This is a genomic window from Pseudoduganella sp. RAF19 (assembly GCF_052114165.1).
Classification (GTDB): Bacteria; Pseudomonadota; Gammaproteobacteria; order Burkholderiales; family Burkholderiaceae_D; genus Rugamonas.
On record NZ_JBFREF010000001.1, the window covers coordinates 854,780 to 870,622 of the forward strand.

Below are 15,843 nucleotides of genomic sequence, written 5' to 3' on the forward strand. Positions count from 1 at the left end.
TCCAGTTCGTCATCGGAAGATTTTTGCCGGCGCAGGGGAGGCCACCTACACTACCACGCATCAACCTGGCTGGCCATTGTCGTTTCTTACGGCACTGCCTGCACGAGCGCTTCTCAGCATGCGCTTTTCGGAATGCGAAATATTTGTGCGCCGCACAAAAAACTGTGCTATACTGCGTTCTGCGGTGGAGTTCTCGAGTGCTCCACCTTGTAGCACCATACATTGGTCACACGCCGGCACTTTGCAGATAGCACTGGCCGACTGCTCCGCACCGCGCAGATAGCACGGGCTGGAGCTGCGATTGAAACTGGCATTACATTGAAACGAAGCCCGCAGCAAAGCGGGCTTTTTTTTCGCACCTCGCAATCGCACATTAAAAAAACACATGGCAAAAGAAGAACTAATTGAAATGAACGGCGTGGTCGTGGAGATCCTGCCGGACCAGCGCTTTCGCGTCGACCTGGATAACGGCCACAAATTAATCGCCTACACGGCGGGCCGAATGAAGAAGAATTTCATCCGTATTCTGGCCGGCGATAAGGTGACGCTTGAATTGTCGCCCTACGACCTGAGCAAGGGCCGCATCGTATTCCGCCATATTGAAAAACGCAGCACCGGCGGTGCTCAGCCATTTCGCCGCCGCTGACTGCGCGGCAGTGCGTCACTTAAATCGTATTGCTGCCATACTGCGCTCGGCGTCTTGCCATTTCCAGATGGGAGCAAAGTATGGACAGCCAGAAATATTCTCCCCCGAGTGGCGCCAACGCATTTCCTCAGCCGCGTCTGAATCGTGCCTTGTCGCGATTTATTGACCAGGCGCTGGTGCTGGCAATTCATCATCCCAGCCAGGCGCGAGAAATGCTTTATTCTGCTGAGATCAGCGCTCTCGCCATCACACGCCTCCTCACCACGCCACATCGTCGCAGGCCTATTCATCGCAGTGCACACGCGCCAACTCTTGGTTAAAACGCGCTGAAAGCTGGCATGAACTGGACTGCCTGAGCAGTATCTGCCATAGGAGATGTGCTATTTGCTCACTTAAGCCGTGGCATTTTCTGCTTGAGATGGATTAAATCCTCGGCGCGGCGAATTGGCCAATAATTCTTCTGCGCAGATTATTGGCTCTGCAGGTTCTGCTATATCATTGGCATTTAGAAGCATTGAGTCACTGAGTCCCCGGCGAGATTCGAGGGAAGGACAAAGAGCATGATCGTAGACGCGCAGATCGCCATTATCGCAAGCGGGGCGGCAGTATGGAATGCCATGACTGATATCGAAGGCGCCACGAATATTATCAAAGGCATTCTCGGAATAGAAATCATCGAAAAACCATCAACCGGGCTGGTGGGTTTGCGTTGGCGCGAGACGCGAATGCTGTTCGGGAAACCGGCAACCGTCGAGAAATGGATTACTGACGCAATCGAAGGCAAGTTCTACACCACCCGCGCCGAAAGCGACGGCTATCTATTCCTGGCCACCACGAGCATCGCAGAAAACGGCAACGGTTCCGTCACGCTGACCACTTCCCACGATTCCCTGCCGCAGACGTTGGCGGCCAGGCTGTCATCGCCAATGATGCTGCTTTTCAAGGGGGTAGCCCGAAAAGCCCTCCTGCAAGATCTACAAGACATCAAAACCGCCGTGGAGCGAACGCCAACATGAATAACGTCATCCTCGACTCCGTGCTGACCTGTCCGGAATGCGGGCATGCGAAGCAGGAGGTAATGCCTGTCAACGCCTGCCAATGGCACTATGAATGTGAAAGCTGCCACGCCGTGCTGCGGCCGAAGCCGGGCGATTGCTGCGTGTACTGCTCCTACGGCACCGTAGTTTGCCCGCCGATGCAGAATCCCGAGGGTGGATGCTGTTCCAGGCCAGCGAAGTAGTTTCTTTTGCGTACAACTGTGCTACAATCCGAGGTTCCCGTGAGAGCAGGCACCGAAAGCGCAGCGTAGGGCTGCCACCTGCAATCCGGTCATATTTGGAGCATTCACATGCCAAAAATGAAAACTAAGAGCTCCGCGAAGAAGCGTTTTCGCGTGCGCCCAGGTGGCACCGTTAAGTCGGGCATGGCGTTCAAGCGTCACATCCTGACCAAGAAGACCACCAAAAACAAGCGTCAACTGCGTGGCACCCGTAACATCAATGCGTCCGACGTTCAAAGCGTCTACCGCATGATGCCGTCCGCTTAATCTCACAACATTATTTAAGGAGCTACTATGCCTCGAGTAAAACGTGGGGTTACCGCGCGTGCCCGTCATAAAAAAGTACTGAACCTGGCCAAGGGTTACCGCGGTCGTCGCAGCAAAGTATTCCGTATTGCCAAGCAAGCAGTGATGCGCGCTGGTCAGTACGCATACCGCGACCGTCGTAACAAGAAGCGCGTCTTCCGCGCCCTGTGGATCACCCGTATCAACGCGGCTTCCCGCGAGCACGGTCTGACCTACAGCGTGTTCATGAATGGTCTGAAGAAGGCCGCGATTGAACTGGACCGTAAGGTCCTGGCTGATATGGCTGTGATGGACAAGCCTGCATTTGCAGCGATTGTCAACGTCGTCAAAGCCAAGATCGCTGCTTAATTGCCAGTGATGCGCGCTGCCTTCGGGCAGCGCTCATAAGAAGCGGGACATGGTGCGAACCAGGTCCCGTTTTTAATTTCCAAAACAGGAAAACAGTCGGATGAACTCCCTCGAACAACTCGTCGTCTCCGCGCAGGCTGATTTTGTCGCCGCCGCAGACGCTGCCGCACTCGAAAACGCCAAAGCCAAGTATCTTGGCAAGACCGGCCAGATTACCGAAATGATGAAGGGCCTGGGCAAGCTGACCCCGGAAGAGAAGAAGACCCAGGGCGCCCTGATCAACGCTGCCAAAGTGCAGATCGAGAACGCGCTGACCGCGCGCCGAGATGCCCTGGCCGAAGCCCAGTTGCAAGAGCGCCTGAACGCCGAAGCGATCGACGTGACGCTGCCAGGCCGTGGCCGCGCGCCGGGCGGCATCCATCCCGTGATGCGCACCTGGGAGCGTGTGGAAGCCATTTTCCGCTCCATCGGCTTCGACGTCGCCGGCGGTCCCGAGATCGAGAACGACTGGACCAATTTCACTGCACTGAATTCGCCGGAAAACCATCCGGCCCGTTCGATGCAGGACACCTTCTACATTGAAGGCAACGACAGCGAAGGCAAGCCGCTGCTGCTGCGTACCCACACCTCGCCGATGCAGGTGCGTTACGCGCGCAGCCACACTCCGCCGATCAAGGTGATCGCGCCGGGCCGTACCTATCGCGTCGACAGCGATGCCACGCACTCGCCGATGTTCCACCAGGTCGAAGGCCTGTGGATTGCCGAGAACATCTCCTTCGCCGACCTGAAGGGCGTGTACCTCAATTTCGTGAAGGCTTTCTTCGAAACGGACGATCTGCAAGTGCGCTTCCGTCCTTCGTATTTCCCATTTACCGAACCATCGGCGGAAATCGACATCGCCTTCGGCTCCGGCCCGCTGAAAGGCCGCTGGCTGGAAGTGTCCGGCTCCGGCCAGGTACACCCGAACGTGGTGCGCAATTTCGGTCTCGACCCCGAGAAGTACATCGGCTTCGCGTTCGGCTCCGGCCTGGAGCGCCTGACAATGCTGCGCTACGGCGTCAACGACCTGCGCCTGTTCTACGAAGGCGATCTGCGCTTCCTGAAGCAGTTCAACTAAACCAATGGCGTGAAGCAGGTGGCTGCCACGTCGTGGCAGCCACCAGGTCTCCGCCTCGGGTTTCAAACAAGATAACGAAGAAGGCAACCAAGACTATGCAATTCTCCGAAAACTGGCTCCGCACCATGGTCGATCCGAAAATGACTTCGGACGAACTGGCGCACCTGTTGACCATGTCCGGCCTCGAAGTGGAAGAGGTCGATCCTGTCGCTCCGCCTTTCAATAACGTGGTGGTTGGCCACGTGCGCGAAATGGCCAAGCACCCGAACGCCGACCGCCTGAACGTCTGCCAGGTGGACGTGGGCACCGGCACGCTGCTGAACATCGTATGCGGCGCACCGAACGTGCGTCCCGGCCTGAAGGTCGTATGCGCGATGGCCGGCGCCGTGCTGCCGCCTGGCACCGACGGCAAGCCGTTTGAAATCCAGGTCGGCCAGCTGCGCGGTGTCGAGTCGCAGGGCATGCTGTGCTCCGCGCGCGAGCTGCACCTGTCCGAAGACCACGCGGGCCTGATCGAGCTGCCGGACGACGCGCCGGTCGGCAAGAACTTCCGCGACTACTGGGCGCTGAACGATCTGAAGTTCACCATCAAGCTGACCCCGAACAAGGCGGACTGCCTGTCCGTGCTGGGCGTGGCGCGCGAAGTGTCCGCGCTCACCGGCTCCGTGCTGAACATGCCGCAGTATCGTGAAGTGCCTGTCAACACCGACGAAAAACTGCGCGCCAAAGTCAGCGCACCGGACCTGTGCGGCCGCTTTGCCGGCCGTGTGATCCGCGGCCTGAACGCGAAAGCGGAAACGCCGGAGTGGATGAAGCAGCGCCTTGAGCGCAGTGGCCAGCGTCCTGTGTCGGCGCTGGTGGACATCTCCAACTACGTCATGCTGGAACTGGGCCGCCCATCCCACGTCTTCGATCTGGACAAGATCCACGGTGGCCTGGATGTGCGCTGGGGCCGCAAAGGCGAACAGCTCAAGCTCCTGAACGGCAACACCATCGAAGTGGATGACTGGGTTGGCGTGATCGCCGACGACAAGGAACTGGAATCGCTCGCCGGCATCATGGGCGGCGATGCGACTGCCGTGTCGGACGACACCACCAACATCTATCTGGAAGCCGCATTCTGGTGGCCGAACGCCATCCAGGGCCGTGCGCGCAAGTACAACTTCTCGACCGATGCGGCACACCGCTTCGAGCGCGGCGTGGACTACGCGACCATTCTTGAACACCTGGAGCGTATTACCTCGCTGCTGATCGAAATTTGCGGCACGGCAGGCACCAAGGTCGGCCCGATCGACGACCAGATCGTCAATCTGCCGCAGCGCGCCCCGGTGACCATGCGTACCGCCCGCGCCGCCAAGGTGATCGGCGTTGCGCTGACCGATGAAGTCGTGGCCGATATCTTCAAGCGCCTGGCGCTGCCGTTCACGCTTGAAAACGGCGTGTTCAGCGTGACCGCGCCATCCTACCGCTTCGACATCGAAATCGAAGAAGACCTGATCGAAGAAGTGGCCCGCGTGTACGGTTTCGAGAACATCCCGACGCGCCCGCCGGTGGCTGCCAACGAGATGCGTATCGCTGATGAAGACACCCGTTCCATCTTCGCCGTGCGCCACCAGCTGGCCGACCTGGGCTTCCAGGAAGTCGTGAACATGAGCTTTGTGGAAGCCCAGTGGGAACTGGACTTCAACGGCAACGACAGCCCGATCAAGCTGCAGAATCCGATCGCCAGCCAGTTGTCCGTGATGCGTTCTTCGCTGATCGGCAGCCTGGTCGCCAATGTGCGCTACAACGTCAACCGCAAACAGCCGCGCGTGCGCGTATTCGAAGTTGGTGCGATCTACCAGCGCGACAACGCGATTGCCGACGGCCCGCTGACCGTGGCCGGCTACGACCAGCCGCAGCGCGTGGCCGCCATGGCTTACGGCCCGGTGGCCGATGAGCAGTGGGGCATGGATACCCGCGACGTCGACTTCTTCGACATGAAGGCCGATCTGGAAGCGCTGTTCGCGCCGGCCCAGCTGCGCTTTGCCAAGCTGAACCACCCAGCCCTGCATCCGGGCCGCTCGGCATCGGTTGAGCTGGATGGCAAGGTCATCGGTTTCATCGGCGAACTGCACCCGCGCTGGCTGCAGAAATACGATCTGCCGAAGGCGCCAGTCCTGTTCGAAGTGGATGCTGTTGCGTTACAGCAACGCGCTGTACCAAAATATGAAGAAATTTCAAAATTCCCTGGTGCAACGCGCGACCTGGCCATGGTGGTCAAGGCAGAGGTAGCTGCGCAGTGCCTGCTCGACGCTTTCAAGGGCGCCGTGGCAGCACATGCGTCCGGCCGCATCGTGCAAGCCATTGTTTTGTTTGATGAATATCGCGGCAAAGGTTTGGAAAACGACGAAAAATCGCTTGCTTTCCGCTTTAGCTTGCAAGATACTCAAAACACCCTGCAGGACGACGTGGTCGACGCTTTGATCGCAGCTGTGACGGCTGCGGCGACCGAAAAATGCGGGGCACGCGTTCGAGCCTGACCGCGAATATTTAACATTTGGATACACCTTAGCGAGTCCGGCACTGCCGGACTCATGTACTTTAGAAGGCAGGGCAGCAAAATTAACAACAACGACATCGATTCCGCCGTACTCGATTCCGCATTGGATGCCGAACTGCACAGCGCAATTACGAGCGCCAAAGTACGCCAGGAAGCTGAAAAAGATTTGCCTACGCTGACCAAGGCGGAGCTGGCCGAACTGCTGTTCGAACAGGTCGGCCTGAACAAGCGCGAGGCCAAGGACATGGTCGAAACCTTCTTTGATGAGATCCGCAACGCGCTCGAACGAGGCGAGGCGGTGAAGCTGTCCGGTTTCGGCAACTTCCAGCTGCGCGACAAGCCGCAGCGCCCGGGCCGCAACCCGAAGACTGGCGAAGAAATCCCGATCACGGCCCGCCGTGTGGTGACTTTCCATGCCAGCCAAAAGCTGAAAGGCATGGTCGAAGACAGCAGCGGCCTGCCGCGCGCAGCCTGATTCCATAAGGTGCGCTGAATGAACGACCGCGCTGGCAAGGCTGAACTGGTAGTGCTGCCGCCGATTCCGGCCAAGCGCTATTTCACCATTGGCGAGGTAAGCGAGCTGTGTGGTGTAAAGCCGCACGTGCTGCGCTATTGGGAGCAGGAATTTACCCAACTCAAGCCGGTCAAGCGCCGCGGCAACCGCCGCTATTATCAGCACCACGAAGTGCTGCTGATCCGCCGCATCCGTGAGCTGCTGTACGAGCAGGGCTTCACCATCAGCGGCGCCCGCAATAAGCTCGATAGCCGCGCTGCCGATTCTGCGCAGGGCGAGTATGATGAAGATCACGGGCTCAATGGTGCGGGGCCGGGACACACAGCGCCACCGCTGGACCGCGAAATGATCCGCAACGAACTGCAAGCCATTCTTGAGCTGCTAAAGTAAGCGGATGTAAGGCGCGGTTGCTGCGCCTTTTTTTTCGTCTAAAATGTTAAAAGTTTGGTGCTACAATATTAATGTTAAGGTTTTTGCTAGTGCGAATGCAGACGCTGGCTTCGTTCCCAAACTAGGATTTCACGAGGGAAAATAATGATACGCATAGCCATCTGTGATGACCACCAGATCGTTAGAGCGGGTTTCAAGCAAATCTTTTCGTCTTCGGACGAGTTCAGCGTGGTCGCCGAGGGTAGTACCGGTCGCGAAGCGCTGGACATCGCACGCAAAGAAATTTGCGACGTATTGTTGCTCGATATCGCGATGCCCGACCAGAGCGGGATCGACACCTTGCGCACCATCCGCCAGGGCCAGCCGGACCTGCCGGTGCTGATCCTGTCGGGCTATCCTGCCCAGCAGTACGCACTCAATCTGTTCAAGATGGGCGCCAACGGCTATCTGAACAAGGAATGCGATGCGGACGAGCTGATCACCGCCGTCCGTACCGTGCACCAGGGCCGCCGCTATGTCAGCTCCCAGGTGGGCGAGCTGCTGGCGCAAAGCTTCGACCGCGACCCCAACACCGCCTTGCACACCGAATTGTCGGACCGCGAGTTCCAGGTCTTTCTGCGCCTGGCGCGCGGCGCGACCGTGTCGGACATCGGCCAGGCGCTTTCGCTCAGTATCAAAACCGTGAGCACCTACCGCACGCGCATCATGGAAAAGATGGGCTTGCAGTCGAACAGTGACCTCACGTATTACGCGATGAAGAACCACCTGCTGGACTGAAACGTCTCGTTACATCTTTCTGTTGCTGCACCGCAGAATTACCCAGCAGCAGTACATTGCCACGGGTCTATAATGGGCAGGATGTACTTCACTGTTGAACCAGCCCAAGACAGGCTTCCGATTTACAAGACGCTTCTGTGCGTGACCTGCGCACTGATACTGATTGTGAATGGTTTCAGTCTGTTCAAGAATCTGCAGTCGCTGAAGGGTGCCAACGAGCAGCTTGCAGTCAGCTCCCGCGTCGCGGAGCGGCTGCAATACCTGAACGTGCTGGTGCTCGACGCCGACAGCAGCGCGCGCGGCTATTTCCTGTCCGGGAACGAGGTCTATCTTGGCCCTACGCGCACGGCGGTTACCGAAACTGAAAACGAATTCCGTGAACTCGATAAGCTGCTGGCCGATAACGCGCCCCAGCTGAAGAACCTCGCGCACTTGCAGGCGCTGGTGCGCCGCCGCCTGTCGCGCATCAATGAAGCGGTCGATGTCTACCGCCACGCCGGGCTGGACGATATTGTCAGCATCGCTCGCGTCAGCGACGAACGCAGCATCATGGACGAGATCCGTCTGCAGATCGTCATCATGACGCGCGAGCAGGGCGAGACCATGGCCGAGCGCAGCACCAATTTTTATCAGGAATACCAGAAGGCCGTCATCATGGGCGCGGGCATCAATGCCGTCGCCATTGTCGTGCTGATCATGTTCTACCAGCTGGTGCGGCGCAGCTTCGTGCACCGTGCGGCCGTGGAGCGCCAATTGCAGCTGTCGAACGAAAGCCTGGAATCGATGGTGGCCAAACGTACCGAGCAGCTATCGATCCTGTCGCGCCACCTGATCTCGATCAGCGAAGAGGAGAAGAAGCGCCTGTCGCGTGAGTTGCATGATGAGATGGGCGCCAACCTGACCTCGATCGGCATGGACATCGCCAACGTCTCGCGCCAGCTGCAGCAAACGCATCCCGAACTGGCCGACCAGTTGCGCCGCGCGCGCAGCACCCTGGTCGACACGGTGGAGCTGAAGCGCCGCATCATTGAAAATCTGCGCCCGAGCTTGCTGGACAATCTCGGCCTGTGCGCGGCGATCGACAGCTATTGCGAAGAGTTCGCCCGCCTGTCGAATATGCCGGTCGAAACCGAAATCGGTCCGGAGGTCGATGCCATTTCCAAGGCCGGCGAAGCGACGCTGTCTATCGCGCTGTTCCGCATCGTGCAGGAATCGCTGACCAATATCCGCAAGTACGCGCGTGCCACGCGTGTCTCCGTGTCGCTGCGCCGGAATAACGAACAGCTGGTGCTGCGCATTATCGACGACGGCATCGGCATCGCGGCCAATACGCTGGCCAAGCCGATGTCTCATGGTTTGCTGGGGATGCGGGAGAGGGCCTTGCTGTTGGGCGGAACCTTGAATATCCGCCGCGGACGAGGTGACCAGGGCACATGCATCGAGGTGTTCATTCCTCTGAAGAGCACCCCGGTCGGGGAGAAGCCTAGCAGCATGCTACATCAGCGAGCAGGCGATCGTACTCCGTTTTCGCCACCTTATAGCACTCACCCGCGTAGCGTTCCAGACCTTCACGATCAAGCACGGTGATATTGCCGCGGCGGTAGGTGATCATGCCGTCTTCCTGCAGCTTGCCGGCGGCGGCCGTAATCGATTCGCGGCGCACACCCAGCATGATCGAAATCATTTCCTGAGTCACCTTCAGTTCGTTCGATGGCGAGCGGTCAAGGCGGTCCAGCAGCCAGCGGCACAGCTTTTGCTCGATCGAGCTGTGGCGGCCGCCGACAGCATTCTGTGCCATCTGGGCGAACAGCGCGGTGTTGTAGCGCATCAGCAGCTGGGGCAGGGCGCCGCCCTGGTTGAAAGCATCGCGCAGTGCTTGCGCTTTCAGGCGATAGCCGTAGCCTGCGCTCTGCACGACACCGGTGCTCATCGCACGTTCGCCGGCGAACATCGACACGCCGACCACGCCTTCGTGGCCGACCACCGCAATTTCGGTGGTGGCGCCGTCCTCCATCACGTACAGCAGGGAGACAATCGCCGTGGTCGGGAAATACACGTATTCAAGCTTGCTGCCGAATTCGAACAGCTCCTTGCCGAACGGCAGCTGGACCAGTTCCAGGTGTTCAAACAGAGACTCCAGGACATCGCGAGGCAGGGCCGCCAGCAACTCATTCTGCTGGGTGCCGCTATAGCTGACAACCGGACGGGACGCCATTTTGAATTCCTGGGAACCTACAGGCATCGCGCGGGAGAGCGAGCTCTTAACGGAAGCGTCAAGTTGGACGTTGTTCATATTATCCTCACAGTGCTTAAAGTAATTCGATTGCTTCGGCGCCCGGTTTTGGACTTTGCGGGCCGGGATTTCGTTCCCGCACATTGCCGATCGCGTTGGTATTACTTTAATTTCCTATGTAGGTTACGAACATAAGACGGGTTACCGCCCAAATGTAGGCTGGTAACATAAGGTTTTGTCAGGCTAGTCCTACATTTGCAATACTCCAAAGCGATTTTTGGTGGCGCACCGTTGAAACCAACTCATCCTGAAGGGATAATGCGCTCACTTCAAACATAAGGCTTTACATGCACGTACTACTGGTGGAAGACGATGCCGTACTGGCCGATGGTCTGGCGCGGGTGCTGACAGGTCATGGCATGGCGGTCGATGTCCTGCGCAATGGCAGTGATGCCGACGTGGCCTTGCAGCGTCCGCAGGCAGCCGATGTGGCCGTTCTCGATATCGGCCTGCCGGGCATCGATGGCTTCGAAGTGGTACGCCGTCTGCGTGCACGCGGCAGCCAGCTGCCGGTGCTGTTGCTGACGGCGCGCGATGCGGTGGAAGACCGCGTGCGCGGCCTCGAAACAGGCGCCGACGATTATCTGGTCAAGCCTTTCGCCACGCCGGAACTGGTGGCGCGCGTGCGCGCGCTGGCACGCCGTAATGCGCCGAATCCTACGGTGCTGTCGATGGGCGATCTTGTTCTGGACACGGGCGCGAAACGTGCCCGCGTGCGCGACAAAGTCATCGACCTCTCGGTACGTGAATGGGCTGTGCTGGAATACCTGCTGCAGCATGGCTCGCGTGTGGTGAGCAAGCAGCAGATCATCGACGCCATCCTGCCCTGGGGCGAAGACGTGACGCCGAATGCGGTGGAAGTCTACATCTCGCGCGTGCGCCAGAAGACCGCCGATGCGGGCATCACCATCAAGACCATTCGCGGTTTCGGCTATATGTTGGAGCCCACCGCCAATGTCTAGCATCCGCCTGCGGCTGCTGCGCTGGCTGATCGGGCCTATCCTGCTGCTCAACCTCGCCGGCGGGGCGCTGATTTACGCGCTGGCCTGGCTGCCGGCGCAAGTAGCCTTCGATCAAAGCTTGACGGACGCCGCCAGCGCCCTCGGCGCGCGCCTGCAACTGCACGGCGATCAGCTGGTGGTCGACCTGCCGCGTCAGGCCGAACAGGTGCTGCGCAATGACGATACCGATGCCGTCTATTTTTCCGTACGCGATGCGAGCGGACGCCTGGCGGCAGGCGATGCCGTGCTGCCAGTGCTCGCATCGCGTGCCACATCACAAGCCTTTGACGGCGAACTGCATGGCGAGCCGGTACGTATGGTGTCAGTGCGTGGCAAAGCCGGTGACCAGCGGGCCACCATCATCGTCGCCAAGACCCAGCGCAAGCGCGCGCAGACGCGTGCCGCCATCGTGCGCGCCATGCTGCCGCTGGCGGCCCTGCTGACAATTGCGTCCGCCGGCCTGGTGTGGTTCTCCGTCACGCGCGGCTTGCAGCCGCTGCAGCGCCTGCGCTCCGACATCAAGGCGCGCCCGTCCGACGATGTGTCGCCGATACCGCCGGCCGAAGTGCCGCAGGAATTGGCGCCCGTCGTGACGGCGTTCAATGGCTTGCTGGACCGCGTGCGCGACGGCGCCCAGGCACAGCAGGACTTCCTGGCGAATGTGGCGCATCAGCTGCGCACGCCGCTGGCGGGCCTGCGCACCCAGCTCGAATGGATGGAGCAGCATCACAGCTCGCCCGCTTCCGCGCATTCGCTGGACCTGATGCTGTCATCGACCGAGCGCATGATCCGCCAGGTCAATCAGCTGCTGGCGCTGGCGCGCGCCGAACCTGCCCATTTCGAAAAAGAGCGGCTGGAACCGCTGTCGCTGGACCAGCTGGTGGAAGAGTCGATTCAGCACTTCGTCGAACAGGCCAGCCGCAAGCAGATCGATCTGGGCTTCGAGCTGCAGCCGACCACCGTGCGCGGCGACCGCTTCCTGCTGCGCGACCTGATCGACAACCTGGTCGACAACGCGCTGCGCTATACCCCGCCGCAAGGCACGGTCACCGTCTCCTGCTTCCCGCACAAGGGCGGCGGTTTGCTGACGGTGGAAGACTCCGGCCCCGGCATTCCCCCGGCCAAGCGCGAAGCCGTCTTCAGCCGCTTCGTACGCCTGGACGAGAAGACCACCGGCAGCGGATTGGGCCTCGCCATCGTGCGCGATATCGCATCCGCCCACGGGGGAAATGTCAGCATCGACACACCGGCAGGCGGGCAGGGCGCCGTATTTACGGTCCGTTTCCCGGTCTGAACCGCAAAAAAACTGTCCTTGTCAGGGTTTTGTCAGGATTTCCTCAGGGAAATGCAAGCTTCGGTGGCTAGACTAGGCTTATCAAAGTCTAAGCTGGAGCTAAAAAGATGAAACGCGCACAACAAGGGTTCACGCTGGTGGAAGTCATGATCGTGGTGGCAATTGTGTCCATCCTGTCGGCGGTCGCCATTCCGGCGTACACCGACTACGTGACGCGCGGCCGCCTGACTGAAGCGTTCACGGGCTTGGGCGGCGCCCAGTCTTCCGCTGAACAGTTCTGGGCCAATAACCGCACTTACGTGGGCTTCGACACCGCCCAGAGCTTCCCTGGCGCCAGCGCCAATTTCAGTTACGCGCTCAGCAATGCCACCGCCTCCAGCTATACGGTGACGGCGACCGGCAAGGGCAAGATGAACGGTTTCGTGTACACCATCGACCAGAGCGGCAATCGCGCGACCACCGGCAGCCCGACGGGATGGGGCACCAACGCCGGATGCTGGGTAGACAAAAAGGGTGGCCAATGCTCCAACTAAGATCACAGCGCGGCTTCACGCTGGTCGAACTGATGGTTGGCGTGAGCATTCTGTCAGCCCTGATGTTCCTTGGCATTCCGGCCATGACGCAATGGATGGTGACCAACAAGGCCAGGCTGACGTCCGAGTTCTATGCCGATGGCCTGAGCACGGCACGGCGGCAGGCGGTGGTACACAATGCGCGCACCCGCTTTACGGTGTCGAACAATGCCACCAATGGCCAGATGGATTGGCAGATCGATATCTGCTTCCCCACCGCGACCACACCGTGCAATAGCAACAGTGGAGTCTGGTCTACCACGGCGACTGCTGCGCCAGGCGATCCGCTTGGGGCAGCCGGCTTCAAGTCTGTATTCCGTTCGGCCGACCGCCTCGTGCAGAGCAATATCATGGCGCCCTCGGTGCAACCATCGGATGCCACTGCGGTCTATTTCACAGAAGTGGGCTGGGTGGATACCAACAGCAATCCGCGCCTGACCCGCCTCCAGTTCGACCCGGCGGCGAAATACAAGGGCGAGGTCCCGGCGGTAGCGCTTGTGATCACGCTGGCCGGACTGGCATCCAAATGCGACCCCACCAAGAACGGTACCGACTCGAGAGCATGCCCACCATGAACAAACGCCATTTCCGAACTACGCGCCGGCAGGAAGGTATTGCCTTGCTGGAGTCGCTGATTGCCGCGGTCATCCTGGCGATCGGTCTGCTGGGCACAGTTGGTCTGCAGGCACGCTCATATGCGGCGATTTCCGATGCCGGCCTGCGCGCCGAAGCGACGCTCGCGGCCGAGGAGCTGCTGGGTATCATGAACAATGACCAGCTCAATCTCCCCGCTTATGTGGTAGCCGAAGGCGCCGCCGCCCCGATGGTGCTGGATACCTGGGCCAAGGAGACGGATAAGCGCATCCCGGGGGTCAAGTACAGCATCGTGATCGCGCCGGTGGTGATTGCCCCAGGCCTTGTGCGGACCCAGGTCAACATCACGCTCAAATGGACCCGCCGCAAAGGTGATGCGCAGAACCAGCATCAGGTCACTTCCTACATCATGTAGCCGCCATGTTAAAGCCTTATACATTCCGCCGCGTACGCGGCTTCTCCCTGGTCGAACTGATGGTCGCTGTGGTCGTCGGTATGCTGGCGGTCATGTTTGCGACCCGCTTGCTGGTGACTTCCGAATCGCAGAAGTCGGCCGCGCTGGGTGGTTCGGATACGATGCAGAACGGCATGCTAGCTATGATGCAGATAAATACCGATGCCGCACAGGCAGGCTGGGGCATCAACGACAGTCTGGTTTCCGGCTGCAATACGCAGATGTCAGATGTGCAGGGTTTCCAGCTCACGAAAGTCCAGCACAACGGTGCGGACTCCACGCCGCTGGCGCCGGTGGTGATCGGCTATAACGCTGACCGCTCCGACACGCTCAGCCTGTACGCGGGCAGTTCCGCCAGCGGTGTCGGCAATGTGGGCGTCGGCTCGAACTATACCGGCGAAGCCGCCATCACGTCCAACACGACGACGCCGTTTAACTTCCTGCAAGGCGACGTGCTGGTGGTCGCGCCGGAACCTGCCGGCGGCGATTGCAGCATGGCGCAGCTGGCTGCGACGCCGACCACCAATGTGCTGAGTATCGCGGCCTCGGGGTCCTTCCGCTTCAACAAGGGTTTCCTGATGGGTGGTAACTACCAGCAAGGCCAGGCCCGCATCTATAACCTGGGACCTGCCGCCAAACTGGCCTTCCACACCTGGTCGGTAAGCAACGGCGTACTGATGCTGAGCGCCACCGACCTGGCGGGCACTGCACAGAATCCCCAGTCGGTGGTCAACAATGTCATCGCCATCAAGGCTGAATATGGCTTTGATTTGCGTGCTGCAGCCCAGTTCAACAGCGCCAACAGCATGGCGGTCATGCAGTGGAGTCCGACCATGATCGATGCCGACGGTGATGGCGATACTGGCGGCGCCGGCGATTATCAGCGCGTAGCAGCCATACGCCTGGCTGTGATTGCCCGCAGCTCAATCCCGGAGAAACCCGATGCCACCACGGGCAAGTGCACGGCTACCACGGCGCCGCTCGACGTGTTTACCACCAGTGTGCCAAATGGTATTGCGGCATCCAAGGTGTCGGTGAAGCTTGATGTGGCGGGCGACCCGATCGACTGGACCTGCTATCGCTATCGCGCTTTTGAAACCATCGTCCCGATCCGCAATTCGGGCTGGAGACCATGATGTACCGTTCCCGCTTCCAGGCCGGTATCGCCTTGCCGGTGATGCTCATCATGCTGGCAGTTATGCTAGTCAGCAGTATCTATCTTCTGCGGTCCAGCAACTCGGTCACGCTGGCCACGTCGACGCTGGCGTACGAGTCGTCGCTGAGCAAGGCAGCCGACCTCGGCATTCACACCGGCTTCCAGTGGCTGCGCACACTCCCCAATCGCAACGTGCTGTGGAACGATGACGTTGCCAATGGCTATGTGGCGACGCTTGCCGCCGGCGCCGACCAGGGTGTCGATAACCCTGCGTTCTGGAACGGCTCGGTCAAGATCAACGATGGCGTCGGCAACCAGGTCGAATATGTGATTCATCGCCTGTGTATGCTGCCGGGCCCGTTCAGCGCACCCAACAATTGCACCACCATGTCGGCGAAGAGCCAGGTGCAATCGACCGTACCAATCGGCACTTCCTTGTCCACCAGTTCCCAGGTGTACCAGGGCAAGCCGCAGCTGCACTACGTTATTACCTCGCGCATCGCTGGCGCGCGCGGCAATGTGATGAATCAGGCAGTAGTAATGATGGGGCCGTAAGGCGC

Annotated in this window: 20 protein-coding genes; 19 read left to right on the plus strand and 1 reads right to left on the minus strand. The window is 59.8% G+C overall.

The features are described from left to right. Nucleotides 1-385 precede the first annotated feature (385 nt). The 12 genes from infA (at nt 386) to AB4Z19_RS04125 (ending at nt 9,506) form a co-directional block, all read left to right on the plus strand. The gene (gene infA / locus AB4Z19_RS04070; RefSeq protein ID WP_442028769.1) at nt 386-646 is read left to right on the plus strand and encodes a translation initiation factor IF-1; all 261 of its coding nucleotides are present in this window, start codon (nt 386-388) and stop codon (nt 644-646) included. A gap of 80 nt (nt 647-726) precedes the next feature. Then, nucleotides 727-966 carry a hypothetical protein gene (locus AB4Z19_RS04075; RefSeq protein ID WP_442034351.1) on the plus strand — a complete coding sequence of 80 codons (240 nt, stop codon included), beginning with the start codon at nt 727-729 and terminating at the stop codon, nt 964-966. A 240-nt stretch (nt 967-1,206) separates the two neighbouring features. Then, nucleotides 1,207-1,662 carry a hypothetical protein gene (locus AB4Z19_RS04080; protein ID WP_442034353.1) on the plus strand — a complete coding sequence of 152 codons (456 nt, stop codon included), beginning with the start codon at nt 1,207-1,209 and terminating at the stop codon, nt 1,660-1,662. After that, nucleotides 1,659-1,886, plus strand: coding sequence for a GDCCVxC domain-containing (seleno)protein (locus AB4Z19_RS04085; protein ID WP_442029834.1), 228 nt, complete (start codon nt 1,659-1,661; stop codon nt 1,884-1,886). Before AB4Z19_RS04080 ends, AB4Z19_RS04085 begins: the two co-directional genes overlap by 4 nt. Nucleotides 1,887-1,994: 108 nt before the next feature. After that, a complete protein-coding gene (gene rpmI, locus AB4Z19_RS04090) occupies nt 1,995-2,192 on the plus strand; it encodes a 50S ribosomal protein L35 (protein WP_056135342.1) in 198 nt (65 codons plus the stop codon). A 27-nt stretch (nt 2,193-2,219) separates the two neighbouring features. Further along, on the plus strand, nt 2,220-2,579 hold the full coding sequence (gene rplT / locus AB4Z19_RS04095) for a 50S ribosomal protein L20 (RefSeq protein WP_442029832.1): 360 nt from the start codon (nt 2,220-2,222) through the stop codon (nt 2,577-2,579). 100 nt (nt 2,580-2,679) lie between these two features. Beyond that, entirely contained in the window at nt 2,680-3,696 is a 1,017-nt protein-coding gene (gene pheS, locus AB4Z19_RS04100; protein WP_442034355.1) for a phenylalanine--tRNA ligase subunit alpha, read from the plus strand. Between the two features lie 95 nt (nt 3,697-3,791). Beyond that, complete coding sequence (pheT, locus tag AB4Z19_RS04105; RefSeq protein WP_442027530.1) at nt 3,792-6,218, plus strand: phenylalanine--tRNA ligase subunit beta; 2,427 nt, start codon at nt 3,792-3,794, stop codon at nt 6,216-6,218. 54 nt (nt 6,219-6,272) lie between these two features. Further along, the gene (locus AB4Z19_RS04110) at nt 6,273-6,713 is read left to right on the plus strand and encodes an integration host factor subunit alpha (RefSeq protein ID WP_442027531.1); all 441 of its coding nucleotides are present in this window, start codon (nt 6,273-6,275) and stop codon (nt 6,711-6,713) included. Between the two features lie 18 nt (nt 6,714-6,731). Continuing rightward, the gene (locus AB4Z19_RS04115; RefSeq protein WP_442027532.1) at nt 6,732-7,142 is read left to right on the plus strand and encodes a MerR family transcriptional regulator; all 411 of its coding nucleotides are present in this window, start codon (nt 6,732-6,734) and stop codon (nt 7,140-7,142) included. A 144-nt stretch (nt 7,143-7,286) separates the two neighbouring features. Continuing rightward, nucleotides 7,287-7,919: a response regulator gene (locus AB4Z19_RS04120; RefSeq protein WP_442027533.1), complete on the plus strand. Its 633-nt coding sequence runs from the start codon at nt 7,287-7,289 to the stop codon at nt 7,917-7,919. An 81-nt stretch (nt 7,920-8,000) separates the two neighbouring features. Continuing rightward, entirely contained in the window at nt 8,001-9,506 is a 1,506-nt protein-coding gene (locus AB4Z19_RS04125) for a CHASE3 domain-containing protein (protein WP_442034357.1), read from the plus strand. Here AB4Z19_RS04125 and AB4Z19_RS04130 read toward each other — a convergent pair. Next, a complete protein-coding gene (locus AB4Z19_RS04130; RefSeq protein WP_442027655.1) occupies nt 9,403-10,212 on the minus strand; it encodes a Crp/Fnr family transcriptional regulator in 810 nt (269 codons plus the stop codon). The genes AB4Z19_RS04125 and AB4Z19_RS04130 overlap by 104 nt on opposite strands. 287 nt (nt 10,213-10,499) lie before the next feature. Between AB4Z19_RS04130 and AB4Z19_RS04135 the strand changes: the two genes are divergently transcribed. The 7 genes from AB4Z19_RS04135 to AB4Z19_RS04165 all read left to right on the plus strand — a co-directional run bounded on the left by AB4Z19_RS04135 (nt 10,500) and on the right by AB4Z19_RS04165 (nt 15,838). Beyond that, nucleotides 10,500-11,174, plus strand: a complete 675-nt coding sequence (locus tag AB4Z19_RS04135; protein WP_442027654.1) for a response regulator transcription factor — start codon at nt 10,500-10,502, stop codon at nt 11,172-11,174. Next, nucleotides 11,167-12,507 carry a sensor histidine kinase gene (locus AB4Z19_RS04140; protein WP_442027653.1) on the plus strand — a complete coding sequence of 447 codons (1,341 nt, stop codon included), beginning with the start codon at nt 11,167-11,169 and terminating at the stop codon, nt 12,505-12,507. Before AB4Z19_RS04135 ends, AB4Z19_RS04140 begins: the two co-directional genes overlap by 8 nt. 107 nt (nt 12,508-12,614) lie before the next feature. Next, a complete protein-coding gene (locus AB4Z19_RS04145; RefSeq protein WP_442027652.1) occupies nt 12,615-13,040 on the plus strand; it encodes a type IV pilin protein in 426 nt (141 codons plus the stop codon). After that, a complete protein-coding gene (locus tag AB4Z19_RS04150; protein ID WP_442027651.1) occupies nt 13,028-13,654 on the plus strand; it encodes a pilus assembly FimT family protein in 627 nt (208 codons plus the stop codon). The genes AB4Z19_RS04145 and AB4Z19_RS04150 overlap by 13 nt, the downstream gene beginning before the upstream one ends. Further along, nucleotides 13,651-14,088 carry a type IV pilus modification PilV family protein gene (locus AB4Z19_RS04155; RefSeq protein ID WP_442034359.1) on the plus strand — a complete coding sequence of 146 codons (438 nt, stop codon included), beginning with the start codon at nt 13,651-13,653 and terminating at the stop codon, nt 14,086-14,088. The genes AB4Z19_RS04150 and AB4Z19_RS04155 overlap by 4 nt, the downstream gene beginning before the upstream one ends. Before the next feature lie 5 nt (nt 14,089-14,093). Continuing rightward, a complete protein-coding gene (locus AB4Z19_RS04160; RefSeq protein ID WP_442029124.1) occupies nt 14,094-15,263 on the plus strand; it encodes a PilW family protein in 1,170 nt (389 codons plus the stop codon). Next, nucleotides 15,260-15,838, plus strand: coding sequence for a pilus assembly PilX family protein (locus AB4Z19_RS04165; protein WP_442029123.1), 579 nt, complete (start codon nt 15,260-15,262; stop codon nt 15,836-15,838). The genes AB4Z19_RS04160 and AB4Z19_RS04165 overlap by 4 nt, the downstream gene beginning before the upstream one ends. Nucleotides 15,839-15,843 lie beyond the last annotated feature (5 nt).

What these genes read in the sequence shown, in the direction of transcription:
- infA (WP_442028769.1), top strand. Translation starts at nt 386, where the DNA reads ATGGCAAAAGAAGAACTAATTGAAATGAACGGCGTGGTCGTGGAGATC.
- AB4Z19_RS04075 (WP_442034351.1), top strand. Translation starts at nt 727, where the DNA reads ATGGACAGCCAGAAATATTCTCCCCCGAGTGGCGCCAACGCATTTCCT.
- AB4Z19_RS04080 (WP_442034353.1), top strand. Translation starts at nt 1,207, where the DNA reads ATGATCGTAGACGCGCAGATCGCCATTATCGCAAGCGGGGCGGCAGTA.
- AB4Z19_RS04085 (WP_442029834.1), top strand. Translation starts at nt 1,659, where the DNA reads ATGAATAACGTCATCCTCGACTCCGTGCTGACCTGTCCGGAATGCGGG.
- rpmI (WP_056135342.1), top strand. Translation starts at nt 1,995, where the DNA reads ATGCCAAAAATGAAAACTAAGAGCTCCGCGAAGAAGCGTTTTCGCGTG.
- rplT (WP_442029832.1), top strand. Translation starts at nt 2,220, where the DNA reads ATGCCTCGAGTAAAACGTGGGGTTACCGCGCGTGCCCGTCATAAAAAA.
- pheS (WP_442034355.1), top strand. Translation starts at nt 2,680, where the DNA reads ATGAACTCCCTCGAACAACTCGTCGTCTCCGCGCAGGCTGATTTTGTC.
- pheT (WP_442027530.1), top strand. Translation starts at nt 3,792, where the DNA reads ATGCAATTCTCCGAAAACTGGCTCCGCACCATGGTCGATCCGAAAATG.
- AB4Z19_RS04110 (WP_442027531.1), top strand. Translation starts at nt 6,273, where the DNA reads ATGTACTTTAGAAGGCAGGGCAGCAAAATTAACAACAACGACATCGAT.
- AB4Z19_RS04115 (WP_442027532.1), top strand. Translation starts at nt 6,732, where the DNA reads ATGAACGACCGCGCTGGCAAGGCTGAACTGGTAGTGCTGCCGCCGATT.
- AB4Z19_RS04120 (WP_442027533.1), top strand. Translation starts at nt 7,287, where the DNA reads ATGATACGCATAGCCATCTGTGATGACCACCAGATCGTTAGAGCGGGT.
- AB4Z19_RS04125 (WP_442034357.1), top strand. Translation starts at nt 8,001, where the DNA reads ATGTACTTCACTGTTGAACCAGCCCAAGACAGGCTTCCGATTTACAAG.
- AB4Z19_RS04130 (WP_442027655.1), bottom strand. Translation starts at nt 10,212, where the DNA reads ATGAACAACGTCCAACTTGACGCTTCCGTTAAGAGCTCGCTCTCCCGC.
- AB4Z19_RS04135 (WP_442027654.1), top strand. Translation starts at nt 10,500, where the DNA reads ATGCACGTACTACTGGTGGAAGACGATGCCGTACTGGCCGATGGTCTG.
- AB4Z19_RS04140 (WP_442027653.1), top strand. Translation starts at nt 11,167, where the DNA reads ATGTCTAGCATCCGCCTGCGGCTGCTGCGCTGGCTGATCGGGCCTATC.
- AB4Z19_RS04145 (WP_442027652.1), top strand. Translation starts at nt 12,615, where the DNA reads ATGAAACGCGCACAACAAGGGTTCACGCTGGTGGAAGTCATGATCGTG.
- AB4Z19_RS04150 (WP_442027651.1), top strand. Translation starts at nt 13,028, where the DNA reads ATGCTCCAACTAAGATCACAGCGCGGCTTCACGCTGGTCGAACTGATG.
- AB4Z19_RS04155 (WP_442034359.1), top strand. Translation starts at nt 13,651, where the DNA reads ATGAACAAACGCCATTTCCGAACTACGCGCCGGCAGGAAGGTATTGCC.
- AB4Z19_RS04160 (WP_442029124.1), top strand. Translation starts at nt 14,094, where the DNA reads ATGTTAAAGCCTTATACATTCCGCCGCGTACGCGGCTTCTCCCTGGTC.
- AB4Z19_RS04165 (WP_442029123.1), top strand. Translation starts at nt 15,260, where the DNA reads ATGATGTACCGTTCCCGCTTCCAGGCCGGTATCGCCTTGCCGGTGATG.